24 protein-coding genes, 1 other RNA gene and 1 riboswitch are annotated in these 24,331 nt (G+C 65.5%); of the genes, 17 read left to right on the forward strand and 8 right to left on the reverse strand.

Annotation, left to right across the window (positions count from 1 at the left end):
* Positions 1-67 precede the first annotated feature (67 nt).
* Positions 68-1,549, reverse strand: coding sequence for a GuaB1 family IMP dehydrogenase-related protein (locus tag ACSQ1X_RS13470; protein WP_436058015.1), 1,482 nt, complete (start codon positions 1,547-1,549; stop codon positions 68-70).
* Positions 1,550-1,879: 330 nt separating this feature from the next.
* On the opposite strand from ACSQ1X_RS13470, the gene ACSQ1X_RS13475 reads away from it, so the two are divergent.
* The 6 genes from ACSQ1X_RS13475 to ACSQ1X_RS13500 all read left to right on the forward strand — a co-directional run bounded on the left by ACSQ1X_RS13475 (position 1,880) and on the right by ACSQ1X_RS13500 (position 9,564).
* Positions 1,880-5,689, forward strand: coding sequence for a multifunctional oxoglutarate decarboxylase/oxoglutarate dehydrogenase thiamine pyrophosphate-binding subunit/dihydrolipoyllysine-residue succinyltransferase subunit (locus ACSQ1X_RS13475; RefSeq protein WP_436058016.1), 3,810 nt, complete (start codon positions 1,880-1,882; stop codon positions 5,687-5,689).
* A gap of 191 nt (positions 5,690-5,880) precedes the next feature.
* The gene (locus tag ACSQ1X_RS13480) at positions 5,881-6,480 is read left to right on the forward strand and encodes a GDSL-type esterase/lipase family protein (protein WP_055796312.1); all 600 of its coding nucleotides are present in this window, start codon (positions 5,881-5,883) and stop codon (positions 6,478-6,480) included.
* Between the two features lie 137 nt (positions 6,481-6,617).
* Positions 6,618-7,877 (forward strand): serine hydrolase domain-containing protein, encoded by a 1,260-nt coding sequence (locus ACSQ1X_RS13485; RefSeq protein ID WP_436058017.1) that lies wholly within the window; start codon positions 6,618-6,620, stop codon positions 7,875-7,877.
* A gap of 77 nt (positions 7,878-7,954) precedes the next feature.
* On the forward strand, positions 7,955-8,782 hold the full coding sequence (locus ACSQ1X_RS13490; RefSeq protein ID WP_436058018.1) for a DUF4097 family beta strand repeat-containing protein: 828 nt from the start codon (positions 7,955-7,957) through the stop codon (positions 8,780-8,782).
* Positions 8,783-9,406 (forward strand): PadR family transcriptional regulator, encoded by a 624-nt coding sequence (locus tag ACSQ1X_RS13495; RefSeq protein WP_436058019.1) that lies wholly within the window; start codon positions 8,783-8,785, stop codon positions 9,404-9,406.
* Positions 9,407-9,489: 83 nt separating this feature from the next.
* Complete coding sequence (locus ACSQ1X_RS13500) at positions 9,490-9,564, forward strand: 50S ribosomal protein bL37 (RefSeq protein ID WP_369299106.1); 75 nt, start codon at positions 9,490-9,492, stop codon at positions 9,562-9,564.
* A gap of 123 nt (positions 9,565-9,687) precedes the next feature.
* Here ACSQ1X_RS13500 and rsrA read toward each other — a convergent pair whose 3' ends face one another.
* A complete protein-coding gene (gene rsrA, locus ACSQ1X_RS13505) occupies positions 9,688-9,948 on the reverse strand; it encodes a mycothiol system anti-sigma-R factor (protein WP_028270137.1) in 261 nt (86 codons plus the stop codon).
* Complete coding sequence (locus tag ACSQ1X_RS13510) at positions 9,945-10,754, reverse strand: sigma-70 family RNA polymerase sigma factor (RefSeq protein WP_436058020.1); 810 nt, start codon at positions 10,752-10,754, stop codon at positions 9,945-9,947. Before ACSQ1X_RS13510 ends, rsrA begins: the two co-directional genes overlap by 4 nt.
* Before the next feature lie 359 nt (positions 10,755-11,113).
* On the opposite strand from ACSQ1X_RS13510, the gene ACSQ1X_RS13515 reads away from it, so the two are divergent.
* The 11 genes from ACSQ1X_RS13515 (at position 11,114) to ACSQ1X_RS13565 (ending at position 19,893) form a co-directional block, all read left to right on the forward strand.
* Positions 11,114-11,662 (forward strand): DoxX family protein, encoded by a 549-nt coding sequence (locus ACSQ1X_RS13515; protein WP_436058021.1) that lies wholly within the window; start codon positions 11,114-11,116, stop codon positions 11,660-11,662.
* Between the two features lie 6 nt (positions 11,663-11,668).
* Positions 11,669-13,045 carry a 3-phosphoshikimate 1-carboxyvinyltransferase gene (gene aroA, locus ACSQ1X_RS13520; protein ID WP_436058022.1) on the forward strand — a complete coding sequence of 459 codons (1,377 nt, stop codon included), beginning with the start codon at positions 11,669-11,671 and terminating at the stop codon, positions 13,043-13,045.
* Positions 13,035-14,150, forward strand: coding sequence for a ribosome small subunit-dependent GTPase A (rsgA, locus tag ACSQ1X_RS13525; RefSeq protein WP_436058023.1), 1,116 nt, complete (start codon positions 13,035-13,037; stop codon positions 14,148-14,150). Before aroA ends, rsgA begins: the two co-directional genes overlap by 11 nt.
* A 64-nt stretch (positions 14,151-14,214) precedes the next feature.
* On the forward strand, positions 14,215-15,027 hold the full coding sequence (gene hisN / locus ACSQ1X_RS13530) for a histidinol-phosphatase (protein WP_436058024.1): 813 nt from the start codon (positions 14,215-14,217) through the stop codon (positions 15,025-15,027).
* A 217-nt stretch (positions 15,028-15,244) separates the two neighbouring features.
* Positions 15,245-15,358: riboswitch (SAM riboswitch) on the forward strand.
* A gap of 35 nt (positions 15,359-15,393) precedes the next feature.
* A complete protein-coding gene (locus ACSQ1X_RS13535; RefSeq protein WP_436058025.1) occupies positions 15,394-16,806 on the forward strand; it encodes an aminotransferase class V-fold PLP-dependent enzyme in 1,413 nt (470 codons plus the stop codon).
* A gap of 90 nt (positions 16,807-16,896) precedes the next feature.
* Positions 16,897-17,670 (forward strand): class I SAM-dependent methyltransferase, encoded by a 774-nt coding sequence (locus ACSQ1X_RS13540; protein ID WP_436058026.1) that lies wholly within the window; start codon positions 16,897-16,899, stop codon positions 17,668-17,670.
* 31 nt (positions 17,671-17,701) lie between these two features.
* Entirely contained in the window at positions 17,702-18,415 is a 714-nt protein-coding gene (locus tag ACSQ1X_RS13545; RefSeq protein ID WP_055796341.1) for a metal-dependent transcriptional regulator, read from the forward strand.
* A 15-nt stretch (positions 18,416-18,430) separates the two neighbouring features.
* Complete coding sequence (locus ACSQ1X_RS13550; RefSeq protein WP_055796344.1) at positions 18,431-18,847, forward strand: fluoride efflux transporter FluC; 417 nt, start codon at positions 18,431-18,433, stop codon at positions 18,845-18,847.
* Positions 18,844-19,212: a fluoride efflux transporter FluC gene (locus tag ACSQ1X_RS13555; protein ID WP_436058027.1), complete on the forward strand. Its 369-nt coding sequence runs from the start codon at positions 18,844-18,846 to the stop codon at positions 19,210-19,212. The genes ACSQ1X_RS13550 and ACSQ1X_RS13555 overlap by 4 nt, the downstream gene beginning before the upstream one ends.
* Before the next feature lie 95 nt (positions 19,213-19,307).
* Positions 19,308-19,679 (forward strand): hypothetical protein, encoded by a 372-nt coding sequence (locus tag ACSQ1X_RS13560; RefSeq protein WP_028270148.1) that lies wholly within the window; start codon positions 19,308-19,310, stop codon positions 19,677-19,679.
* A 79-nt stretch (positions 19,680-19,758) separates the two neighbouring features.
* Positions 19,759-19,893 (forward strand): hypothetical protein, encoded by a 135-nt coding sequence (locus ACSQ1X_RS13565; RefSeq protein WP_268760395.1) that lies wholly within the window; start codon positions 19,759-19,761, stop codon positions 19,891-19,893.
* Positions 19,894-20,007: 114 nt separating this feature from the next.
* Here ACSQ1X_RS13565 and ssrA read toward each other — a convergent pair.
* The 5 genes from ssrA to ftsE form a co-directional block, all read right to left on the reverse strand.
* Positions 20,008-20,376, reverse strand: a transfer-messenger RNA (tmRNA) gene (gene ssrA, locus ACSQ1X_RS13570).
* A 136-nt stretch (positions 20,377-20,512) separates the two neighbouring features.
* Positions 20,513-20,983 carry an SsrA-binding protein SmpB gene (gene smpB / locus ACSQ1X_RS13575; RefSeq protein WP_028270149.1) on the reverse strand — a complete coding sequence of 157 codons (471 nt, stop codon included), beginning with the start codon at positions 20,981-20,983 and terminating at the stop codon, positions 20,513-20,515.
* A 92-nt stretch (positions 20,984-21,075) separates the two neighbouring features.
* Positions 21,076-22,464, reverse strand: coding sequence for a M23 family metallopeptidase (locus tag ACSQ1X_RS13580; protein ID WP_055796355.1), 1,389 nt, complete (start codon positions 22,462-22,464; stop codon positions 21,076-21,078).
* A gap of 27 nt (positions 22,465-22,491) precedes the next feature.
* Positions 22,492-23,406 carry a permease-like cell division protein FtsX gene (gene ftsX / locus ACSQ1X_RS13585; RefSeq protein ID WP_028270151.1) on the reverse strand — a complete coding sequence of 305 codons (915 nt, stop codon included), beginning with the start codon at positions 23,404-23,406 and terminating at the stop codon, positions 22,492-22,494.
* Entirely contained in the window at positions 23,403-24,200 is a 798-nt protein-coding gene (gene ftsE, locus ACSQ1X_RS13590) for a cell division ATP-binding protein FtsE (RefSeq protein ID WP_055796358.1), read from the reverse strand. Before ftsE ends, ftsX begins: the two co-directional genes overlap by 4 nt.
* Between the last annotated feature and the right edge of the window lie 131 nt (positions 24,201-24,331).

The following is a 24,331-nucleotide window of genomic DNA, read 5'->3' on the forward strand; positions in this document are numbered from 1 at the left end:
ACAGGAGCAGATGCGGCGCACAGGGTAGGTGCGGCCCCGCCGGGCCGCTCCTCCGAAGGGCTTTTCGTCACCAGCTTTGCGGAACAGGCCGGCCCTCCTCGTAGCCGGCTGCGGACTGGATTCCCGCCACGGCACGCTCACGGAATCCGGCGAGGTCCACTGCGCCGGCGTAGCTGATGGAGCTGCGGAGCCCTGCGGTGATCATGTCAACAAGGTCCTCCACGCCCGGCCGCGCGGGGTCCAGGTACATGCGTGACGTGGAGATGCCCTCTTCGAAGAGCGCCTTGCGGTCCTTTTCAAAAGCGCCCTCGCGCTGGTTCCGGTTCTGCACAGCCCTGGCCGAGGCCATGCCGAAGCTCTCCTTATATAGGCGGCCGTTCGCGTCCGGCTGCAGGTCCCCCGGGCTTTCGTGGGTTCCCGCAAACCACGAACCGATCATGACCTGGCTTGCCCCGGCCGCCAGCGCCAGGGCCACGTCCCGCGGATACCGCACGCCGCCGTCGGCCCAGATCCGCCCACCTGCGGCGCGCGCCGCGGCGGCGCACTCCAGCACCGCGGAGAGCTGGGGACGGCCGACGGCCGTCATCATGCGCGTGGTGCACATGGCCCCCGGACCGACGCCGACCTTGACGATGTTCGCGCCGGCGTGGATCAGTTCCCGGGTTGCATCCGCTGTCACGACGTTGCCGGCCACGATGGGTACGGCGGGGTCAAGCCCGCGGACAGCCGCCAGGGCGTCGAACATCTTTTGCTGGTGACCGTGTGCGGTGTCGATGACAAGGACGTCGACACCGGCGGCCAGCAGTTCCGCCGCCCGGCCCGCCACGTCACCGTTGATTCCGACGGCGGCAGCCACCTTCAGCTTCCCCGCCGCGTCCAGCAGGGGCCGGTAGATGGTGGAACGAAGGGCACCCTTGCGGGTGAGGACTCCTGCGAGGGTGCCGTCCTGGTGGACCGGGGCGAAATCCGTGCCCGCGGCGTCCATCGCCTCGAAGGCCTTCCGCAGGGAGGCGTCACGGATATCGGAGCCCGTTCCGCCCGCGGCCGGGTTCCCCGGGCCCAACGCGCCGGCGTCCAGCACCAGCGCCTGCCGCATGATCGACGCGAGGGAGGCAAAACGGTCCTGCCCCTCGCAGTCCGCAGCGCGGACCACGCCGGCAACCCTGCCTGCGTCGTCCACCACCACCACGGCACCGTGCGGCCGCTTGCCCATCAGATGGAGGGCGTCGATGACGGTTTCCGAGGCCAGCAGGCTGACCGGAGTTTCGAACACCGTGTGGCGCGACTTAATCCAGGCGGTGACATCGCGCAGCACATCAAGCGGAACGTCCTGCGGCAGGACGGCCAGCCCGCCGCGGCGGGCCATGGTCTCGGCCATGCGCTTTCCCGTCACCGCCGTCATGTTGGCCACCACCAGCGGGATGGAGGACCCGGTGCCGTCGTCGGCCGCGAGGTCCACATCCAGCCGCGACGTGACGTCCGAACGCGAGGGCACCAGGAAGGCGTCCGAGTAGGTCAGGTCGGTGGACGGTTCACTCAAAAAACGCACGGCTGCTCCTCGTCGAAAAGGGATACTCAGTGCGAGTCTAGGCGAGGGAGCGCCCGCAGCGGGACGGCCCCGGGGAGGCCTCCAAGGAAGGCTCCGGGAGGGGCTCCGGTGACGGCGGCGGGACGGCTCGGACGGAGGCTCCGGCAGCTTATTCGCGCAATAGTTTCGCCGCTACATGATTTGGGTCACCCTTATTGGCAGTTAACCAAGGATCGTCACTAGACTGGCAAAGGTCTGGGTTCACAGGACGCAGAGACTGGTTCGATTGTTGTGCTGAGGCACCGAAGGCGACCAGAGGGAAATCAAACTCATGGAAGAGGCGTATTTCAAGTGCCAGAGCAGCCTAGCCACCGTCTACCAGAGGAATTTGGCGGAAACGAGTGGCTCGTTGACGAACTGTACGAGCGTTACCAGCAGGACAAGAACACGGTAGATGCCAAGTGGTGGCCCCTGTTCGAATCCTTCGACGCCGGTGACAGCTCGTCTTCCAACGGGACCTCCGGTGCACCGGCGCCCGCAGATCCCTCAACCCGCGAACTTCCAGTTGTAGCTCCCGCTCCGGCCGCACCGGCACCGGCGCCGGCAGCCGCCGCCAAACCGGCCGCTGCCGCCCCGACCGCTTCCGCCCAGGCTCCCGCAGCCCCGGCGAAGAAGGCACCCGCCACTGTTGCCCGCGACGGCGCAAAGAAGCCCGAATCCGCAGGCACTCCGCCCATCCCCGCCCAGCTGCCGAAGAACGTCAAGGCTCCCACGGCTCCCGAAGAGGACGTTGTCTCCGTTCTCCGCGGACCGGCCAAGGCCATCGCTTCCAACATGGTCACCAGCCTGGAAGTTCCCACCGCGACCAGCGTCCGCGCGATTCCCGCGAAGCTGCTGATCGACAACCGTGTGGTCATCAACTCCAACCTGGCCCGGGCCCGCGGCGGCAAGGTCTCTTTCACGCACCTGATCGGCTATGCCGTCATCCGCGCACTTTCCCAGTTCCCGTCCATGAACGTCTACTACGACGAAGTGGACGGCAAGCCCGTCGCTGTCCAGCCGGCACACGTGAACTTCGGCATCGCCATCGACATGCCCAAGCCGGACGGCACGCGCCTGCTTATGGTGCCGAACATCAAGAAGGCGGAGACCCTCAACTTCTCCGAGTTCTGGCACACCTACGAAGACCTGATCAAGCGCGCCCGCAACGGCAAGCTGACCGCCGATGACCACTCCGGCACCACGGTCTCCCTCACCAACCCGGGCGGCATCGGCACCGTGCACTCCGTGCCCCGCCTCTCCAAGGGCCAGGCTGCCATCATCGGCGTCGGCGCACTGGATTACCCGGCCGAGTTCCAGGGCGCCAGCGAGAAGATCATCGCGCACAACGCCATCAGCAAGGTCCTCACGCTGACCTCCACCTATGACCACCGCGTCATCCAGGGTGCCGGCAGCGGCGAGTTCCTGAAGCTCGTGCACCAGCTCCTGCTCGGTGCGCAGAACTTCTACGACGAGATCTTCGAGTCCCTGCGCATCCCGTACGAGCCCGTGCGCTGGAGCCCGGACCTGCAGGTGGACCCGGCCGACGAAATCAACAAGGTCGCCCGGATCCAGCAGCTGATCCACTCCTACCGCGTCCGCGGCCACCTCATGGCGGACACCGATCCGCTGGAATACGTACAGCGGAAGCACCCGGACCTGGACGTCCTCACCTACGGCCTGACCCTGTGGGACCTCGACCGCGAGTGGCCCACCGGCGGCTTCGGCGGCAAGCCCATGCTGGCGTTCCGCGATATCCTCGGCGTGCTCCGTGACGCCTACTGCCGCACCACCGGCATCGAATACATGCACATCCAGGACCCGGCCGAGCGCAAGTGGTTCCAGGACCAGCTGGAGCACCCGTACTCCAAGCCCAGCCGCGAAGAGCAGCTGCGCATCGTGTCCAAGCTCAATGCCGCGGAAGCCTTCGAAACGTTCCTGCAGACCAAGTTCGTGGGCCAGAAGCGGTTCTCGCTCGAAGGCGGCGAATCGCTGATCCCGCTGCTGGACGCCATCATCTCCGATGCAGCCGACGACGATCTCGACGAAGTGGCGATCGGTATGGCCCACCGCGGCCGCCTGAACGTGCTCACCAACATCGCCGGCAAGACCTACGCCCAGGTCTTCCGCGAATTCGAAGGCACGCAGGACCCGCGCTCCGTGCAGGGCTCCGGTGACGTCAAGTACCACCTCGGCACCGAGGGCACGTTCACCTCGGACAACGGCAAGGAGACGAAGGTCTACCTCGCCGCCAACCCCTCGCACCTCGAGGCAGTGGACTCCGTCCTCGAAGGCATCGTCCGCGCCAAGCAGGACCGCCTGGACCAGGGCGAGGCCTTCCCCGTGCTCCCCATCATGGTGCACGGCGACGCTGCCTTCGCGGGCCAGGGCGTGGTGGCGGAAACGCTCAACCTCTCCCAGCTGCGCGGATACCGCACCGGCGGAACCATCCACGTGGTGGTCAACAACCAGGTGGGCTTCACCACCGCCCCCTCCTCGTCGCGTTCCTCCACCTACTCCACGGACGTCGCCAAGATGATCCAGGCTCCGGTGTTCCACGTGAACGGCGATGACCCGGAGGCCGTGGTCCGCATCGGCCAGCTCGCCTACGAGTTCCGCCAGCGATTCCACAAGGACGTTGTCATCGACATGGTCTGCTACCGGCGCCGCGGGCACAACGAGGGCGACGACCCCTCGATGACCCAGCCGCTGATGTACAACCTGATCGAAGCCAAGCGCTCTGTACGCAAGCTGTACACCGAATCGCTGATCGGCCGCGGGGACATCACCGAGGAAGAAGCCGAGCAGCTGCTCCGCGACTACCAGGAACGCCTGGAACGCGTCTTCGCTGAGACCCACGCTGCGCAGACCTCCCCGATCCCGATCATCACCGCCGATTCCGCCGCCGTGTCCGATATCGAACGGCCGAGCGCCCAGCAGTCCGACTCCGGCATCAACGCGCCGGCGTCCACCGCAATCTCCCCGGAGACCCTGGCGCGCATCGGCAAGGCCCACATCGAGATTCCTGAGGGCTTCACGGTCCACGCCAAGCTCAAGCAGTTGCTGGAGAAGCGCGAACAGATGTCCCGCGAAGGCGGCATCGACTGGGGCTTTGGCGAGATCGCCGCCTTCGGCTCGCTGATCATGGAAGGCGTTCCCGTCCGGCTCGCCGGCCAGGACTCGCGCCGCGGCACTTTCGTGCAGCGCCACGCCGTGTTCCACGACCGCGCCAACGGCAATGAGTGGCTGCCGCTGGGCAACCTCTCCGATGACCAGGCCAAGCTGTGGATCTACGACTCCCTGCTGTCCGAATACGCTGCAATGGGCTTCGAATACGGCTACTCCGTCGAACGCCCTGACGCCCTGGTGCTGTGGGAAGCGCAGTTCGGTGACTTCGTCAACGGTGCGCAGACCATCATCGACGAGTTCATCTCCTCGGCCGAGCAGAAGTGGGGCCAGCGCTCCTCGCTGGTGCTCATGCTGCCCCACGGCTACGAGGGCCAGGGCCCTGACCACTCATCCGCCCGGATCGAGCGGTTCCTGCAGATGTGCGCCGAAGAAAACATGATCGTGGCCAACCCCACGACGTCGGCCTCGCACTTCCACCTGCTGCGCCGCCAGGCGTACAGCCGGCCGCGGAAGCCGCTCATCATCTTCACGCCGAAGCAGCTGCTCCGCCTGAAGGCCGCAGCGTCTTCCGTGGAGGACTTCACCACCGGCGCCTTCAAGCCTGTCATCGGAGAGCACGAGCAGCTGCAGGCGGATGCCGTTGAGCGTGTGCTGCTGGTGTCCGGCCGCCTGTACTACGATCTCCTGTCCACGCGGCAGAAGACCGGCGACAAGACCACGGCGATCGTCCGCGTCGAGCAGCTCTACCCGCTGCCCGCCGCTGAAATCGCGGCCGAGCTCGCCAAGTACCCCAACGCCGACGTGGTGTGGGCACAGGACGAACCGGCCAACCAGGGACCGTGGCCGTTCATGGGCCTTAACCTGCCCGAGGCGCTCGACCGCCGGGTCAAGCTGGTATCCCGTCCGGCTTCGGCCTCCACGGCCGCCGGTTCCATGAAGCGGCACGCTGCGGAGCAGGACGCCCTCCTCAAGCAGGCGTTCGCACGGAAGTAGCTTGGACGCTGCCCGGCCGGAACTCGACATTCACGACTCCGGCCGGGCAGCGCTGCTTAATGGAAGGGGCGGCGCTGCCCGACGCAGGTGCTGACCGACGCCGGTGCTCCCCAACGCGGGTCGCGGAGTTGGCTGGCAGCCCCTTTCCATGGAACGCTGAACCAATTGCATATTGAGGTAAAGAGGTAGTCGTGGAAGACAGGAAGCTGCGGATTGCGGCTGTTGGAGATGAACTGTTGGCCGGCCTGGGCGATCCCCGTGCGCTCGGCTGGCTGGGCCGCGTGCTGGCCCGCACTCCGCAGGACGGCATCACCGTTGAGTGCTATCCCCTCCCCTGCCCGCAGGAAGGCACCGAGGGCCTGGCCGCCCGCTGGCTCGACGAGGCCGGCCGCCGCTTCGGCAACAACCACGAAAACCGGCTCGTGATCGGCCTGAGCGGGCGTGACCTCGAGTTTGGCCTGTCCACGGCCCGCAGCCGCCTCAACCTTGCCAATATCCTGGACTCCGCGTCCCAGAACAAGATCGAAGTCTTTGTGGTGGGTCCGCCGCCGTCACTTGACCCCTCGCAGAACCGCCGGCTGGGGGAACTGAATACGGCCTTCGCCGATGTCACCACGCGGCGCAAGCACTTGTACGTGGACACCTTCTCCCCGTTGCTCAACCATGAGCAGTGGCGGCAGGATCTGGCAGCCAACGGCGGAACGCCGGGACAGGCCGGCTACGGGCTGATGGCCTGGCTGGTGCTGCACCGCGGCTGGTTCCAGTGGCTCGGTATCGCTGCCCCGGAGTAGACCCGGAAGCCCGGGCGGCTTTGCCCGCTCGGGGTGCTGCATCGAAACAGATGCGCACGTGCTCGGGGTGCTTGACACCCCAGTCCCGCCCGTGACCCAATGGGCCCATAACGCCGTCGACATAAGGTTGTGGGTCCATGAACGTTCCCGGAATCCCCAAGGGCTCCCCCGCCCCGGCAGCGCTGGCCGTAGCGCTGATGCTTGCTGTGGCAGGTTGCAGTGCGGGCCCGGCTCCTGCCCCGTCTTCGCCTTCCCCCTCCACCGCAGCCTCCTCCCCGGCAGCTTCGTCCAACGACGGGCTGCAGGAGTTCGACCAGGCGGCGCTGGAACAGACCTTCAGGGATGCCGCCCGGGAACTGCGCGTCCCCGGCGCGGTAATGCTCCTGCGGACCCCAGCTGGGAACGTCACGTACGCATACGGCGTGCGTAGCTTCGGCGGAACCGATCCCGTGACGCCGGCGGACCACGTCCGGATCGGCTCCGTCACAAAGACCTGGACCACCACTGTCATCCTGCAGCTGGTCCAGGAAGGGAAGATAGAGCTCGACGACCCGGTGGCGGACTACCGTCCGGACGTGCCGAACGGCGCCAACATCACCATCGAACAGTTGCTGACGATGCGCAGCGGACTCTACAACTACACCGAGGCACTGGAAGTAAACCAGGTCCTCGATGCCGATCCCGGAAAGGCATGGCCCCCCGAAGAACTGCTCGCCGTTGCTTTCCGCCATCCGCCGTATTTCGCTCCGGGCGAGGGCTTCCACTATTCCAACACCAACACGGTGCTGCTCGGCCTGATCGCGGAAGCCCTGGACGGCAAGCCGCTCACTGCGGCGTTCCGGGACAGGCTGTTCACACCGCTGGGACTGACCGGATCCGTATTTCCGGAGCAATCATCCAACGCCATTCCGGAACCGCATCCGCAGGGGTACATGTACGGGAACAACGTGCTGACGCTCAACGACCCTGCCCTCCCCGCGGACATGCAAAAGGCTGCCGCTGACGGAACGCTCCTGCCCACGGACCAGACAGCCATGAACCCCTCGTGGGCCTGGGCCGCCGGGTCCGGAATTTCGACCGCGGAAGACCTGGCAACGTGGGCAGAGGCACTCGGCAGCGGAAAGCTCCTGGGGCCCGCCCTGCAGAAACTGCGGCTGGACAGTCCCCAGCCGGTCAAGGCCGACGACCCTGGAGGGGCTCTCTACGGGCTGGGGATCGCCAAATTCGGGAAACTCTTCGGGCATACCGGCGAACTGCCCGGCTTCAACACCTTCGCAGGCCATGACCCTGCCGCCCAGGTCACCCTCGTCGTCTGGACGAACCTGGCCCCGACGCCGGATGGCAGGGATCCGGCGACCACGACTGCCCGGACCCTCATCGGAAAGATCTATCGCTAGCCAGCGTCTATTGCTTTTGGGCAAGACGCGATATATCGTCAAATCATAATCACGATATATCGCAATATGGAGGCGCAGTGGACGAGAACACCTGGACCGTCACCGGTCCGCAGACGATCGACGTCGACGGCGTCAGGTCACTCAAGCTCGGAATCATCCGGGGACGGTTCGATGTGGTCACCCACGCCGAGGAGGTCACGCGGATCGAAGTATCCGAAATCCACGGGGATCCGCTGACGGTCACCCTGGTCAACGGGCGACTCGAGGTTCGGCACCAACTACAGGGCGCCCAGGGCTGGTTCAAGAACCTGATGGACACAGTCAACAACAGCAGCACCAACTCCGTGGTCATCAGCATTGCGTTGCCAGCGGGTGTGGAAGTGGAGGCCGGCACGGTCAGCGGCGACGGCCTCGTCTCCGGGATCAGCGGCCACACCAAGCTCAACACCGTCTCCGGATCCGTCATGGCGGACGGCACCAGCGGCGAACTCCACGTCAACACGGTCAGCGGCGAAGTCATCGCCCGGAACCACGAGGGCGTCCTAACCGCCAAGAGCGTTTCCGGGGAGGTCACCGCGTCCGGCCGGTTCAGCAACATCCGCGCCAACACCGTCAGCGGCGACATGAGCTTCGACCTCCGCGGCTTCACCCACGACTTCGGGGCCAACTCGGTGTCGGGCGACCTGACCGTCCGGCTTCCCCAGGACGTCGGAGTCGATGTCGTGGCCAAGTCCGCCGGCGGCACCGTGGTCATCGACGACCAGAAGTACGTCCATCCGGGCGGCAAGGTCCAGACGATCGCCGGCCCGGACGCGCAGCTGATGATTGTGCGAACCAACTCCGTCTCCGGAAAGACGTCCATCATCCACAGCCTGTCGCCTGCGGACACGGAAACGGAGGCCTAGATGCCTCCGGTCTTCGCCCATGGCGCGCTTCGCCTCTATCTGCTTTCCCTCCTGGAGTCGGGCCCCAAACACGGCTACGAACTCATCAAAGCCCTCAGCGAACGCTTTGGGGGGACCTACTCCCCCAGTGCCGGGACGATCTATCCGCGGCTCGGCAAGCTGGAAGAAGACGGGCTCGTGGCCACGGAAGCCGAGGGGCGACGCACCAACTACCGCATCACCCCCGCGGGCCTGGTGGAGCTCAACCGGCGCAGGGACGAACTGGCCGGCGTGGAGAATGACATTTCCGCCTCGGTGCGCCGGCTGGCCGACAATCTGCGGGAGGATATCCGCGTCAACATGCGCGGGCTCCGGGCCGACCTTGCCGCCACTGCCGAGGCCGCGCGGTCGTCTGCGCGTTCCGCAGGGTTCCCGGACCGCGGTACCCGGCACACTCCCGAAGGCGACCGCACGCTCAAAGAGGCGGAAATGCTGGTGCAGTCGTTCAGGGACAACCTGCGTGTGGAGCTTCGGGTAAAAGCCAGCGCTGCACCAATCAGCGGCGTCACGCTCGAGACGATCCGGACGGTGCTGGACCAGGCCGAAATATCGATCCGCAACTCGCTGAACGCCGGCAGTCATTGAGCGGGACCCGGTTCGCGGGCCGTCGCGTGATGTGGGAGACTTGAGGGCAGCTCTTTTGAGTACCAAGATTAAGGAGGCCAGCTATGAGCAAGCGTGCACGTAAACGTCGTGACCGTAAGCGTGGCGGCGCGAACCACGGGAAGCGCCCCAACACCTAAGCTACGGTTTGGAACATGAGCTTTAAAGCGGAGGGCCCCGGAAACCACATGGTTTCCGGGGCCCTTCGCCGTTAATGCCGTGAAACCGGGATCAGCGGCCGTCCGGCCGGGCTTCGGGCGGAGCTAGGCCTCGACAGGACGGATCGAATGGATCCGGTCCAGGATGGCGTTCTTCAGGTTCTCCGGGGCGGCTTCCGTACAGGAGCGCTTGACCACCTTGCGGATGACGCACTCGAGATCGTACTCTTCAAGGCACTCCGGGCAACCGTCCAGGTGATCCTTGATCTCCGCGATGTCGCTGTGCGTCAACGCACCGTCCAGATATTCGTAAATACGTTGCATCCGGGCGTCGTCGCAATCGCCCAGTCCCTGGCAGTCGCTCATTTCCTGTTCTCCTGTGTTGTGCTTTCGGCCGCGGCACCGGAATCGGTTGCGGCTTTGAAACCCCGCTCTGCGGCGTAGTCCGCAAGCATGTCGCGCAGCATCTTGCGGCCGCGGTGAAGCCGGGACATCACAGTGCCGATGGGGGTGTTCATGATGTCTGAGATTTCCTTGTACGCGAACCCCTCCACGTCGGCAAAGTACACAGCGAGGCGGAATTCCTCCGGAATCGCCTGCAGCGCCCGCTTCACATCGGAATCCGGAAGGTGGTCCAGCGCTTCCGCTTCGGCAGAACGCAGGCCGGATGAAGTGTGCGACTCCGCCCGCGCCAACTGCCAGTCCTCAATGGTGTCCGAGTTCGACTGCAGCGGCTCTCGCTGCCTCTTGCGGTAGAGGTTGATGTACGTGTTTGTGAGGATCCGGTAGAGCCACGCCTTGAGGTTGGTTCCCGGTTTGTACTGATGGAACGCCGAGAAAGCCTTGGTGTAGGCCTCCTGCACCAGGTCCTCAGCGTCGGCGGGATTCCGTGCCATCCTCATGGCGGCCGAATACAGCTGGTCGACATACTGCATGGCGTCGCGTTCAAACCGCAGCCTGCGCTGCTCGGGGGTCTCGGACACGACGTCGACCTCCGCCTCCGCGGACCGCCCGCCGTCCGGGCTTGTCCCGACGTCCGGGCTCACCCCGGTGTCCGTGCTGGCTGCAGCGTCCGCGCTGGCCCCGGCGTCCGCCGGATGCCTGCTGTTGGTTTTGGCCTCGTTACCGGCAGCCTCGTATATGGCCGCAACGGCCGGATCAATGGTGCTCATTGCCCTTAAGTCTACTGTGACACGTCCCGGGCCTACCGGCGGGTGCCCGCCAGGCTCATCACGCCCCGAGAACTCCAGCGGCGCAAGGAGTTCCGCGCTGTCCCTAACCAATGTCAAAGCTTCATCTCCGCTCTGTGTCCTTGTGTCGGCGTCCTTCTTGGAGGCGCCCGTGCGAACGCATTCAGCGTTCAGCCGCCCGGCGTCCGCAAGCGCCTTAGGCCGTGGCCAAGCACAGCCCGTGACTCATCGGGACCTGCTTTCCATAACCACTGCCGGCGGGCAAATATTCCGCAAAAGTGCAAGACTAGAACCGGTTCCCCCGCAGATGTTCCGCGGCTCGTCCACCCAGGAGGAAATTCATGTCGTTAGTCCGCATTCTCGCCCGGCCCATGCTGGCCTCCAGTTTCATTCTCGCCGGCCTGGACAAGCTAAAGAACGCGGATGACACTGCGACGCAGCTGTCGCCGCTGTTGCGCCGGGCAGCGGATTCCCTCCCGTTCGCCACCAACGAAAAAGTACTGGCACGCGTCATTGGAGGCACCCAGGTGGGCGCTGGCGTGCTGTTCGCCCTGGGCAAGTCGGCCAGGCTCGCAGCCTCCGTACTCGCCGTCATTTCAGCGCTGAACGCCTTCGTCGAGTGGCGCAGCGCCGACATCACCACCAAGGAAGGCCGGGACGCGCGGCGGACCCAGCTCCTGAAGAACGTCACGCTCACCGGCGGCGTACTGCTTGCGTCCGTGGACACCGCGGGCAAGCCGAGCCTGGCCTGGCGGGCCGAGCATCTGGCCGCCGACGCCCGCAAGGGTGCCAGCCACCTGGCTGCAGACGCCCGGAAGACCACCAGCAAGAATCTCAATAAGGCCGAAAAAGCAGTCCGCAAGGCCGTGGACCACGCCGTGAAAGCATAGGCACGAATGACAGGCACTGCCCCCGCCCCAGTACCGTCCGCGCCGGTTGCGGACGACACCTGGCCCGCGCCGTTCGCCGAAGCGCCGGTCGACGCCACAGTCACCGTCCCCGGTTCGAAGTCCCTCACCAACAGGTACCTGGTCCTTGCTGCCCTGGCCGACGGGCCGTCCCGCCTCCGTGCACCCCTGCACTCCCGCGATTCGGCCCTAATGATCCAGGCACTCCGCCAATTGGGGGCCGGAATCCGGGAAGTCCCGGGGGACGGCTCATTCGGGCCCGACCTTGAAATCACTCCCCTCGCCCCGGATGCGACGGCGGCGGATGCCGCCATCGACTGCGGGCTCGCGGGTACTGTGATGCGCTTCGTTCCCCCTGTGGCTGCCCTCCGCAGCGGCGCCACAGTCTTCGACGGCGACCCGCACGCCCGCAAGCGGCCGATGGGCACCATCATCGAGGCGCTGGCAGCCCTCGGCGTCGATGTCCGGGCCGCCGACGGAACCCGGCCGTCCTCGCTTCCCTTCGCGGTGGCCGGCACTGGCGAAGTGCGCGGCGGACACCTGGTGATTGATGCAAGCGCCTCATCGCAGTTTGTGTCGGCGCTGCTCCTTGTGGGAGCGCGTTTCACCGAGGGCCTGCACCTTGAGCACGTGGGCAAGCCGGTCCCAAGCCTCGACCACATCAATATGACCGTGGCCGTACTGCGCGAAGTCGGCGTGTCGGTCGACGATTCCGTCCCCAACCACTGGGTGGTGGCGCCGGGCTCGATCCGGGCCTTCGACCGCCGCATTGAACAGGATCTGTCCAACGCGGGCCCCTTCCTCGCAGCGGCGCTGGCAACCGGCGGTACCGTCCGCATCCCCAACTGGCCCGCGCCCACAACGCAGGTCGGTGACCTGTGGCGCAGCATCCTGGCTGCCATGGGCGCCACGGTCACGCTGACCGACGGGACACTCACCGTTACGGGCGGACCGGAAATCAAGGGCGCAGACTTCGCCGACACCAGCGAACTGGCACCGACCGTGGCAGCGTTGTGTGCGTTGGCAACAACCCCGTCGCGGCTGACCGGCATAGCGCACCTCCGCGGCCACGAGACCGACAGGCTTGCCGCACTCGTCACGGAAATCAACCGCCTGGGCGGGGACGCTGAGGAAACCGCCGACGGCCTGATAATCCGGCCTGCAAAGCTCCACGGCGGAACAGTTCACAGCTACGCCGACCACCGGATGGCCACCGCCGGGGCCATCCTCGGCCTCGCCGTTCCCGGCGTCGAGGTTGAAGACATCGGCACCACGTCCAAGACAATGCCCGACTTCCCGCAGCTGTGGGAAGCTATGCTGGCACCACAGCCGGGCCGGCAGACGGAACAGGCCAGTGGGGCGTAGCACCGGTACATGGGACGAGTCCGATATCCGGGTCCGTCCCAACAAGAAAGGTACGCGTCCACGGACCAAGGACCGGCCCAGCCATGACGACGCCGTGACCGGCCGGATCATCACGGTGGACCGCGGGCGCTACACGGCGGTGGTGGGCGAAGACAGCGGCAACGAGCGCATCGTGGTCGCCGCGCGGGCACGCGAGCTGCGTCGTTCGCCGGTAGTGGCCGGGGACTTCGTGTCCCTGGTGGGTGATGTTTCCGGAGAGCCCGACACCCTTGCCCGGCTCGTGAAGATCCAGGACCGGCGCACCCTTTTGCGGCGCAGCGCCGACGACACGGATCCGATTGAGCGGGCGGTCGTGGCGAATGCGGACCAGCTCGTGGTGGTGGTCGCCGCCGCCAATCCGGAACCCCGCACAGGATTTATCGACCGCGCCCTGGTGGCGGCATACGACGCCGGCATCGAGCCGCTGCTGCTGGTCACCAAGGCGGATGTCAAGGATCCCACCGAGCTCCTGTCCAACTACCGGCACCTTGATTTCCCGGTCATCATCAGCCGGACCGCCGACGCCGCCGCCTCCGGCATCGATGCCCGCTCGGACGACGGGCTGTCCGCGCGCCTCGACAGCGACGCCGTCTCGCAGCTCCGTTCACACCTCGACGGCAAGGTCACCGTCATGCTTGGGCATTCGGGCGTGGGGAAGTCCACCATGGTCAATGCCCTGACCGGCGCTGAGCGGGCCACCGGAGGAGTCAACGCCGTCACCGGGCGGGGACGGCACACGTCGTCGTCGGCACTTGCCCTGCGGATCAGTGACGCGCCCGCCGGAAGCTGGATTATTGACACCCCGGGTATCCGGTCATTCGGCCTTGCCCACGTCGATCCGGACCGGATCCTGCGTTCGTTCCCCGACCTCGAACCCGGCACGGATGCCTGCGAACGCGGCTGCAAGCATGATGCATCCGCCGTCAACTGCGGCGTGGACGCCTGGGTGGCCGAAGGACACGCAGGGCCGTCCGGCGCGGCGCGTCTTGCGTCCCTGCGGCGGTTGCTCGGCACCGATCCCCGGATGGAAGCTCAGGAAGCGAAGGAACTCGGCATCGTTTCGTAGCAGGCGGAGGGGCCAGGGACCTGACATCCCGCCCGGCCGGCCACAGAGACGGTAGTTTGGAACCATGACCCAACCCGCTTCGAGCTACAACGACGACCTGCGCCTCGCCCATGTACTGGCTGACTCTGTCGACTCCCAGACCATGAGCCGCTTCAAGGCGCTGGACCTTCAGATTGAAACCAAACCGGACCTGACCCCGGTCACGGATGCTGACAAATCAGCTGAAGAGTCCATCCGCGGCCAGCTGTCCCGTTCCCGCCCGCGGGATGCCGTCCTCGGCGAAGAATTCGGCAGCTCCGGGCACGGTTCCCGCCGCTGGATCATCGATCCGATCGACGGCACCAAGAACTTCGTGCGCGGCGTGCCGGTGTGGGCCACCCTGATCGCCCTCGTGGATGAGGGCGAGCCGGTGGTCGGCCTGGTCAGCGCACCGGCGCTGGGAAAGCGCTGGTGGGCCGCTAAAGGGGCTGGCGCCTACATGGGACGGTCGCTTGCGGCAGCCACCCGGCTGAAGGTTTCGAACGTGTCCAAGCTCTCGGACGCCTCCCTCTCCTACTCGAGCCTTAGCGGCTGGAAGGAACGCGGCAACCTGGATGAATTCCTGGGCCTCACGGAGGACGTCTGGCGGACCCGGGCCTACGGCGACTTCTGGTCTTATTGCATGGTGGCCGAAGGGTCCGTGGACATCGCCTGCGAGCCGGAACTGAACCTCTACGACATGGCCGCCCTGGTGCCCATTGTCACCGAAGCCGGAGGCCGCTTCACTTCGCTGGAGGGAGTGGACGGCCCCTTCGGCGGGAATGCCCTCGCCACCAACTCGATCCTCCATTCGGAGGTCCTCAAGCGCCTGAACCCGGACCTCGACGACCTCCTCTGACGCGCAGCGCACCCCCCGGTCGCTAGGCGCGAGGGCGGCAGATCAACGCAGCGCCGAATGAACGCAGTGCCGAATAAACGACGGCGGACGCCCCTCCCAAGGGTGCGTCCGCCGTCCTTTGTTCGGCCGCAACGCCATTCTTCTGCCTCGCGTAACAAAGTGCTTAATAATTGCCGCAACTTTCCCGCGGCGCTGTCAATGTCCTAATCTCGAAACAGGTCACGAGTGCCAGCGCTAAACCCCGGTTTGCTGGCCGGCAACCCTCCATTCGCGGTGGGGTGCCCCGGGTGACGACCAGGCCGGTCCGGAACGGACCCGGCAAGCGCGGATCCCCGGAGTGAGGGGTCCCTTTACAGTGAGGTCCCCATGACTACTGCCACGTTCCCCGCAAACTCCGGAACCGCCCCCGCCCCAGCCCGTCTGGATGAACGGTTCAGCGTCGCCCGGCGCCCCCTCTCGGCCGTCACCGGCGCGGAGATCCAGGCTCCGCTGATCCAGGGCGGCCACGTCCGCTACGCGAACCTGGACTACGGCGCGTCGGCACCGGCACTGTCCGTCGTCTCGGCCTACCTCAACGAAATCCTGCCGTACTACGCCAGCGTGCACCGAGGCGCGGGCTACGCTTCGCAGATCAGCACGTCCGTGTACGAAAACGCGCGGAATATCGTCCGCGGCTTCGTGGGCGGCAGGCCGGACGATTCCGTCATTTTCACCAGGAACACCACCGACTCCCTGAACCTGCTGGCGGGCTGCCTGCCGGTGGCGGACGGCCGCCACACCGGTGAAGTGCTCTACCTGGACATCGAGCACCACGCCAACCTGCTCCCCTGGCAGGGCGTGCCGCACCGCAGCGTGGTTGCCGCGTCCACCCTGAAGGCAACCCTGGAGAGCCTGCGCACTGAACTCCGGCAGGGTGACATCAGCCTGCTGGCCGTCACCGGCGCCTCCAATGTCACCGGCGAAATCCTTCCGATCCGTGAACTGGCCGCTTTGGCGCACGAACACGGCGCAAGGATTGTGGTGGACGCGGCGCAACTGGCCCCGCACCGCCGCATCGACATCGCAGCGGACGACGTCGACTACCTCGCCTTCTCGGGTCACAAGCTGTATGCACCCTTCGGCTCCGGCGTCCTCGTGGGCCGGCCGGACTGGCTCGACGCCGGGACCCCCCACCTGGCAGGCGGCGGAGCGGTCCGCGAGGCCCGGCTGGATTCCGTCAGCTGGGCCACGGGACCGGCACGGCATGAGGGCGGCTCGCCCAACGTGCTCGGCGCCGCCACCCTTGCCCGCGCCACGCAGGTCATCGGCGCTCTGGACCAGGAGCTGTGGCACGCCCACGAGACCGCCATCCGGTCCTTCCTCGTGGAGGGGCTGCAGAGGATCGACGGCGTCACGGTGCACCAGATCTTCAGCGACACCAATGACACGATCGGGGTGGTCAACTTCTCCGTCGCCGGCTACGACGCGGGCCTTGTTGCGGCCTACCTCTCCGCCGAACACGGCGTGGGCCTGCGGGACGGCCGCTTCTGCGCCCACCCGCTGCTCAAGCGGCTGGGACTGCCCTCGGGCTCGCTCCGCGCAAGCTTCGGCGTCGGATCCCGGCTGGAGGACGCCCAGCGCCTGCTCGCTGGCATTGAGGAACTCCGCCGCACGGGCCTGGGCTGGGACTACGTTGTGGACGCGGGCCGCTGGGTGCCGGCCAACGACACCCGCAGCTACCCGGAATGGGCGCCCAATACCCCCGGCACCGCCGGCGCGGCGCCCTGCACCGACGACTGAGCGTTGGGCCTGAGGCCCGAGGACTGGGGACACGGTCTGTGCGGTAAATTCGAGGGGTAAGAATTCCAGCCTGCCCGAAGGAGATTGCACGTGGCACGGGGAGGCCCCAAACTGCACCACCAGCGCCGGCACGAGCTCGGCCAAAGCTTCCAGGACGGCGGTGAACACTACGACCGGGTCCGCCCAAGCTACCCTGGCGACTCTGCGGACTGGCTGATCGAAAGCGTCGGCGGGATCGCCGGAGTGTCCGACGCCGCTGACATTGGGGCGGGGACGGGCAAGTACACCGCATTGCTGGTGCAACGCGGGCTGGCAGTCTCCGCGGTGGATCCTTCACCGGACATGCTCGCCCAACTGCGCCTCGTCCTGCCGGGAGTTCCAGCGACGGAGGGCACAGCGGAGGCAACCGGACTCCCGGACGCGGCGTTCGACGTCGTCGTTGTTGCCCAGGCCTGGCACTGGTGCGATCCCCTCCTGGCAAGCACCGAACTGTCCCGCATCCTCCGCCCTGCCGGCGTGCTGGGACTGGTGTGGAATCAGCTGGATACGTCCGTCCCGTGGGTCCACCGCTTGTCCCGGATCATGCATGCAGGGGACGTGCACAAGCCGGACTTCCGTCCCGCAATCGGGCCGGAGTTTGCCGGGCTTGAGAGCCACCTGACACGCTGGGAAGACTCAGTGACCACCGGAGACATCGTCGAACTGGCAAAGTCCCGCAGCTATTACCTCGCGGCCGGCGAAAGTACGCGCGCAAAGGTCCGCCACAACCTGGACTGGTACCTCCACGAGCACCTGGGCCATTCCCCGGCGGACACCATCGGACTTCCCTACCTCACCCAGACCTGGCGGGCGTTCAAAGCATGAGTGCCGCAGCCAAAGCGGTAGGCTTGGACTCGTGAAGACCAGCGCGCCCTCCTCCTCCATCGAGGACTACGTCAAGGTCATCTACTCCTTTACGGAGTGGCAGGACAAGCCCATCACGTCCTCGCAGCTGGCCCAGCGGCTTGGCGTCGCAAACTCCTCGGTCTCGGAGATGGTCCGCAAACTCAAGGACCAGGGCCTGGTTGACCACAAGCCGTACAGCGCCATCACGCTCACGGCGGACGGAATCCGCCTCGCGCTCTCGATGGTCCGGCGTCACCGCCTGATTGAGACCTACCTCGTCCAGGAACTCGGCTACAGCTGGGATGAAGTCCACGACGAAGCCGAACTCCTGGAACACGCAGTGTCGGATACCTTCATCGAGCGGATGGCCCGCAAGCTCGGCGATCCCCTGCGCGACCCGCACGGTGACCCCATCCCGGCAGCGGACGGCACGGTCCATATGCCGCACGCCCATCGGATGAGCGAACTCGACGACGGCCACACAGGCCGGATCACCCGGATCAGCGACGACAACCCCGAACTCCTGCGCTATCTTTCCGCGCAGGAGATCGATCTCGATGCCGACATCGAAGTGCTTGGCCGGAAACCCTTCGGCGGCGCACTGGTGGTCCGGATCGGCGCTGCCGGAGCCGGCCGCGAATTCGACCTCGCCGATGAGGTGTCGTCAGCGCTGTGGGTATACAGCGATTCACGCCACGCCGGATGCCGGCTGGCGGACGCCTGAATGCGTGCCGCCTGAATGAAGGCCCTCAGAAGCGCCGGCTGGCGTGCCTGGACGGCAGTCGCCCTCGGGGCTCTCGTGGGGACGGAACTCCGCTACGGTCTGGGCGTCCTCCTGCCCGAACCCCCTGGCGCGATCCCGTGGACCACCTTGGCCATCAACGTTTGCGGAAGCTTTGTCCTTGCCGCGCTCACCACGGTGTGGATGGCACGCCCCAGGACAGCGTTCTGGCTGCGGGCGGGGATTGGGCCCGGGCTGCTGGGCTCGTTCACAACTTTCTCCGCCGTGGTCTTTTCCGTTAACCAGGAGGCCCGTTCCGGGCAGCACGTGACCTGGCTGATCTATCTCGGCCTCTCGCTGGTTCTGGGTCTCGGTGCGGCCGCCGCGGGCTGGAAAGCAGGCAAGGCCCTGAGCGACCGGACAGGTGGATCATGACAGCGCTGCTGGTAGGAATTTTCGGCGTTGCAGGAGGCCTGCTCAGGTTCTCCGTCGACACGTACTTCGCGCACCGCGCTGGCGACCGCCGGCACTGGCCCTGGGCTACCCTGGTGGTCAATGTCATCGGGTCGCTGATCATCGGCCTTTCCCTGGGCGTTACCGGCAGGCTGGGGCTCGGCGGGGAATGGCATGCGGCGATCGCCACCGGGCTGGCCGGCGGGCTGACAACCTTCAGTTCCTGGACCACTGCCACCATCCGGCTGGTCAGTGAGGTGCGGTACGTTGCAGCTGCCCTGAACGTCACGGTCAACCTCGTGGCCGGGCTCAGCGCCGCCGCCGCGGGAATTGCCATCTCTGGCTGAGGCTTGCCGGCCGACAGCGTGTGGAGACCCGGCCTCTGCGCCGGAGTCCCGCCGTCGTGAACGAGGAGCGGCCCCGCATCCCGTATCGTTAAACGATGGTTACGCGACGTGAAGCAGCTCAAATCCTCGACATCCCGCTGGAAATGGCACACCGTCACGGTATCCCCGCCAGGCTGTCGGACGCCGAACTGTCCGAACTCCTGGACAATCCCCCGGCCTGGCTCGTCCAGTCCAAGGCAAACCGGACCGGCAAGCGGCCGGTCTGGGTCCAGCTGACCTGCGCGGTCTGCGGTTTCTCGGAAGCCGCCCGGCCCAAGAAATGGTGGCCGCCGTTCACGTATGTCTGCTGCGTCCATCACGCGGCGTCGGACCTGCCCCCGGTCCTGCCGGGTCTGGTCCGTAGTGAATACGAGGGCATCGGGAGCCGGTTCGTCGGCATCGTCGACGTTGAAGTGCCGGGTTCCTGACCAGTTACATTCGGGACAAAACAGGCGTACCTTACAAGCACGGGGCCTATTCGAGGGCCCCGACGTTAGGGAGGGCGACATGCCTGACAAATCGCCGCACCGGCAGGTTACCAAGAAGTCGGACAAGTCCATCAAGCAAAAGAGGGCCGAAAAGAAGTCCAAGCATGAGCTGGACACCCACGTGGACCCCGTCGCGCACATCAAGAAGCGCTGACCCGGGGCCGCGGACGGCCGCTGGAGAATGCCAGATCGGTGCCGAAAACAAAAGGCCGGAAGCTTTCGCTTCCGGCCTTTTGCACGGGGTGGGACCGCGTTGCCGCCGTCCCGATGGTGGAGATGGGGGGAATTGAACCCCCGTCCGATGTCGTGTTGTCAGGGCTTCTCCGGGCGCAGTTTGCGTCGGATTTTCTCGGCCCCAGCTATCCTGCAAACGAGTAGCTGATCCGGGCCCAGTCATTTAAGAGTCCCGTTCACCCCAATGACGAAGGTAAACAGCAGTGGCTATCTTAATGACGCCAGGATCCGGGACGATAGCAATCCCGGGCTGACGGACTGTCTTACTGCTTAGGCAGCGAGAGCGAAGTCAGTGCGCGTTTGTTTGGCACTTATTGTTTTGCAGACAGCGTTTACGAGATAATTCTGCATCCTCGGCCCGCTTCACCTGTCGCGACTAACATCGTCGAAACCGATCATCCCCGTATTTTGTTACCAAACCGGTCAGGTTCCTTGCGGATTCTTTGCGGAATCCACGCCGTTCCTTCCCGGACTACCTATCATAACGCACTGCCGCCCGGAATCATTCCCCGACGTTCGCAGCCGCTCCGCGGCCAGGTTCAGCTGCGGTTCTTTTCGCGCATGACGCGCAGCGCTTCGCGCTTGTCCTGCTGCTCGCGGAGCGTCTGCCGCTTGTCGTATTCCTTCTTACCGCGGGCGACGCCGATCTCCACTTTCGCTTTGCCGTCCAGGAAGTAGAGCTGGAGCGGCACGATGGTGAAGCCTGATTCGCGGACCTTGTGCGAGATCTTGGTTAGTTCCTCGCGGTGCAACAACAGTTTGCGCCGTCTCCGGGCGGAGTGGTTCGTCCAACTCCCCTGGTTGTATTCGGGGATATGGATTCCCTCCATCCACAGCTCGTCGTTGTAGAACGTGCAGAACCCGTCAACCATGGAGGCGTGGCCCTCGCGAAGGGACTTCACTTCTGTCCCCATCAGGGCAATGCCCGCCTCGTAGGTGTCGAGGACGTGGTAGTCATGCCGGGCCTTCCGGTTGGTGGCCACTACCTTACGGCCACTTTCTTTCGGCACGGTGGAACTCCTCAGCTCTTGGTCTGGATGGTTGCCCCGACCGTTGAGGCTCGGGGGCTATTTAATTCTACGGCAGCCGCAGGGCCTGCCTGTCAGAGCAGGATCATCGGATCGACGGCCTGGCCGTTGAGCCACGTCTCGAAGTGTGAATGGCAGCCGGTTGAGTTACCCGTTGTTCCCGAATAGGCGATGAGCTGCCCCTGGCTGACCTGCTGGCCCAACGAAACGACCACGCTGCTGTTGTGGTAGTAAATAGTGGTCAGCGAGTTGCCTTGGACAACGCCATGCGAGATCTTCACGTTGTTGCCGCCGCCGTCGTTGCTCCACCCCGCGGATACGATCGTGCCGGCCGCCGGGGCGTAGACCGGGGTCCCGCAGCTGGCACCAAAGTCGATGCCGGTGTGCATGTATCCGCCGGAGCCGTAGAAGTCGACCGTGCCGGGCGGCGTCGCACGCCAGCCGAAACCTGAGGTGATGGGGACGTCGGCCGAGAATGGGTGCCGCAGGCCGAAGGCCGAAGGCGGCCCGACCTGCGGAACGTAGGGCTGGGCTGCCTGGCCGGCTGCCCTGGCCGCTGCGGCGGCGGCCTCGGCGATGCGGCGCTGTTCGGCCTCCCACGCTTCGCGCAGCTTCCGGTCACGTTCGACGATTTCCGCAGCCACGGCATCCTGGGCTGCCTGTACCTTGGAGAGTTGGCTTTGGATGCCCGGCTTTGCCGCCTGGAGTTCGTTGTTGATGCGGGTGGTGTCAGCGATCAGCTTGTCCACCTGCTCCTTCTTGGCGGCGGCTTCATCCCGGGCGGCCTTTTCCCGGGCCAGCGCGGCATCCGCCTTGGCCTTGAGGTCCTTGATCTCCGCCTCAACCGCCTGCAGCCGCGCCTCCGAATTGACGTTCGTTGCGTTCTGCTGGGAGAGCTTGTCCATGGCGGAGTTCTGGCTCCGCATGGCCTGGTCTGCCAGGTCCATGGTGTCCGTCAGGCTGCCGCCGCCCTTGGAGCCAAAGAAGAGCGTGAGGTTCGAGGGAACCCCGCCGGACTTGTAGGCCTGGGTGGCGATCTGACCGATGAGTTTCTTGGTGTCGGCGATCTTCTTCTTGTCGGTCTCGAGCTGCTGCGTGATCTTGGCCTTGTTCTGCTGCGCCAGATCCACCCGCGCAGCCAGTGCCTCGACTTCCTTGACGGCACTCGCAACCCGGCCCTGGGCTTCGAGCAATGCCTGCTGTGCGGCCGGGAGCTGGCCCTGGTAGATCACCAGGTCGCCGGCTGCCTTGGCAATCTTGGCATCCACAAACTCGAGGGACTGCTGCACCCGGGCTGCCTCGGCTTCCAGCGCCGCCTGCTTGTCTTCCAATTCGTCCGCGAAGGCCACAGGGGTGGAGGCGCCCAGGCTCGCGGCCAGGAGCAGTGCGAGGGCAGCGCTGATGATGCGGCTTCCCCGTCCCGCGGTCCGGCGCCGGCGGGCCTTGCGGTCCAGATCTGTCATGGTCATTCCTTCGTTGGTATGCACAGCCTAGACCCGCAAATATCTACGTAAGGTCAAGAGAGACGAAATTCCAGCCAAAGTTGCGCCCAGGCCGAGCAGTGCCGGAGCCAGGATCAGGGTTTGCGCCGGCGAGATGAACGCCGTGTCCGGATACTGCTTTGACATGTATTCGCCGAGGAAGAAATGGGCCACGGCCCAGAGCGTGCCCGAGGCCAGCGCCGCTCCGATCACGGCGGCGATGACGCCTTCGAGGATGAACGGCAGCTGAATCACGGTCTTGGAGGCGCCCACCAGCCGCATGATTCCGGTCTCCCGGCGCCTGCTGAAGGCGGACAGCCGGATGGTGGTGGCGATGAGCAGGATGGCGCAGACGATCATCACGCCGGCGATGATGACGGCGACCAGGGAAGCCGCGTTCATCACCGAGAAGAGCCGTTCCAGGACCTGGCGTTGGTCGATGACCGTCTCAACGCCGGGCTGCGAGGAGAAGGTCTCACTGATGATCTGGTATTTCTCCGGATCCTTCATGTTGATCCGGAAGGAGGCAGGCAGCTGGTCGGGTGTCACCGAGTCAACGATCGGTGAGTTGGAGAACTGCTCCTTGAAGTGCTTGTAGGCGTCGTCCTTGGACTCAAACTGGAAGTCGTTGATGTACTGGGCCACGGCGGGTGATTCCAGCAGGGTGCGCAGGTTTTCCTGCTGCTCCGGCGTGGCCGTCCCGGTGGCGCAGCCAGCCGCCGTCGAGCCGTCACCGCAGAGGAAGATTGCCACCTGGACCTTGTCGTACCAGTAGCCCTTCATCTGGTTGATCTGGAGCTGCAGCATGCCGGCGGCGCCGACGAAGGTCAGCGACACGAAGGTGACCAGGATGACCGAGACCACCATGGACAGGTTGCGCCTCAGGCCGCTGCCGATCTCGCTGAGGATGAAAGCCAGCCTCACAGTTCCTCCCCCGGCTGGGAGGAAACTGGCCCGTCACCCGGGTCCGCTGCAGACCCGTCCGGGCGTCCGCTGGCGTCTTTGAAACGGCGGGACTGCCCCACAACCGGCATCATCGACGTGTACAGTGCCCGTGCTTCGTCGCGGATGACGATACCGTTCCTTAGTTCCACCACACGTTTGCGCATCTCATTGACGATGTCGTCGTCGTGCGTTGCCATAACCACTGTGGTGCCGTTCTGGTTGATCTTGTCCAGGACGCCCATAATTCCCATCGACGTCGTGGGGTCAAGGTTTCCGGTGGGCTCATCCGCCAGGAGGATCCCCGGGCGGTTGACCACGGCACGGGCGATCGCCACACGCTGCTGTTCACCGCCGGAGAGCTCGTGCGGCATGCGGTGCTCCTTGCCTTCCAGGCCCACCGTCTTGAGTACTTCGGGAACAGTGTCCCGGATGATGCTGCGGCTCTTGCCGATGACCTGCATGGCGAAGGCGACGTTCGCGAAGACGTTTTTTTGCGGAAGGAGCCGGAAGTCCTGGAATACGACGCCGATCCCGCGGCGCAGCCGCGGAACACGCCAGCTTGAAATGTTCGCCACATTCTGGCCGGCGACATACACGGCGCCGGACGTGGCCCGGTCTTCCTTAAGCACCAGTCGGAGGAAGGTTGATTTGCCGGAACCGGAGGCGCCCACAAGGAACGCAAACTCACCACGGTCAATTTCAAGGTTGACAGAGTCCAGCGCAGGCCGGGCTTTCTGGTCGTAGACCTTGGTGACATTCTCGAAACGGATCATTGCCCTAAGAACCCTGCAGGACATGGCTTATGGAGCCCCGTACTGCAGCCGGTGCACGGGCTTTCTTTTGGGGGAAGTAGAGCTCCGGCTCCTCGACTATACACACCGGCACCTGCAGAAAAGCTGGAGTT

The organism is Arthrobacter sp. LjRoot78 (genome assembly GCF_964254335.1).
In the GTDB taxonomy this organism is placed as follows: domain Bacteria; phylum Actinomycetota; class Actinomycetes; order Actinomycetales; family Micrococcaceae; genus Arthrobacter.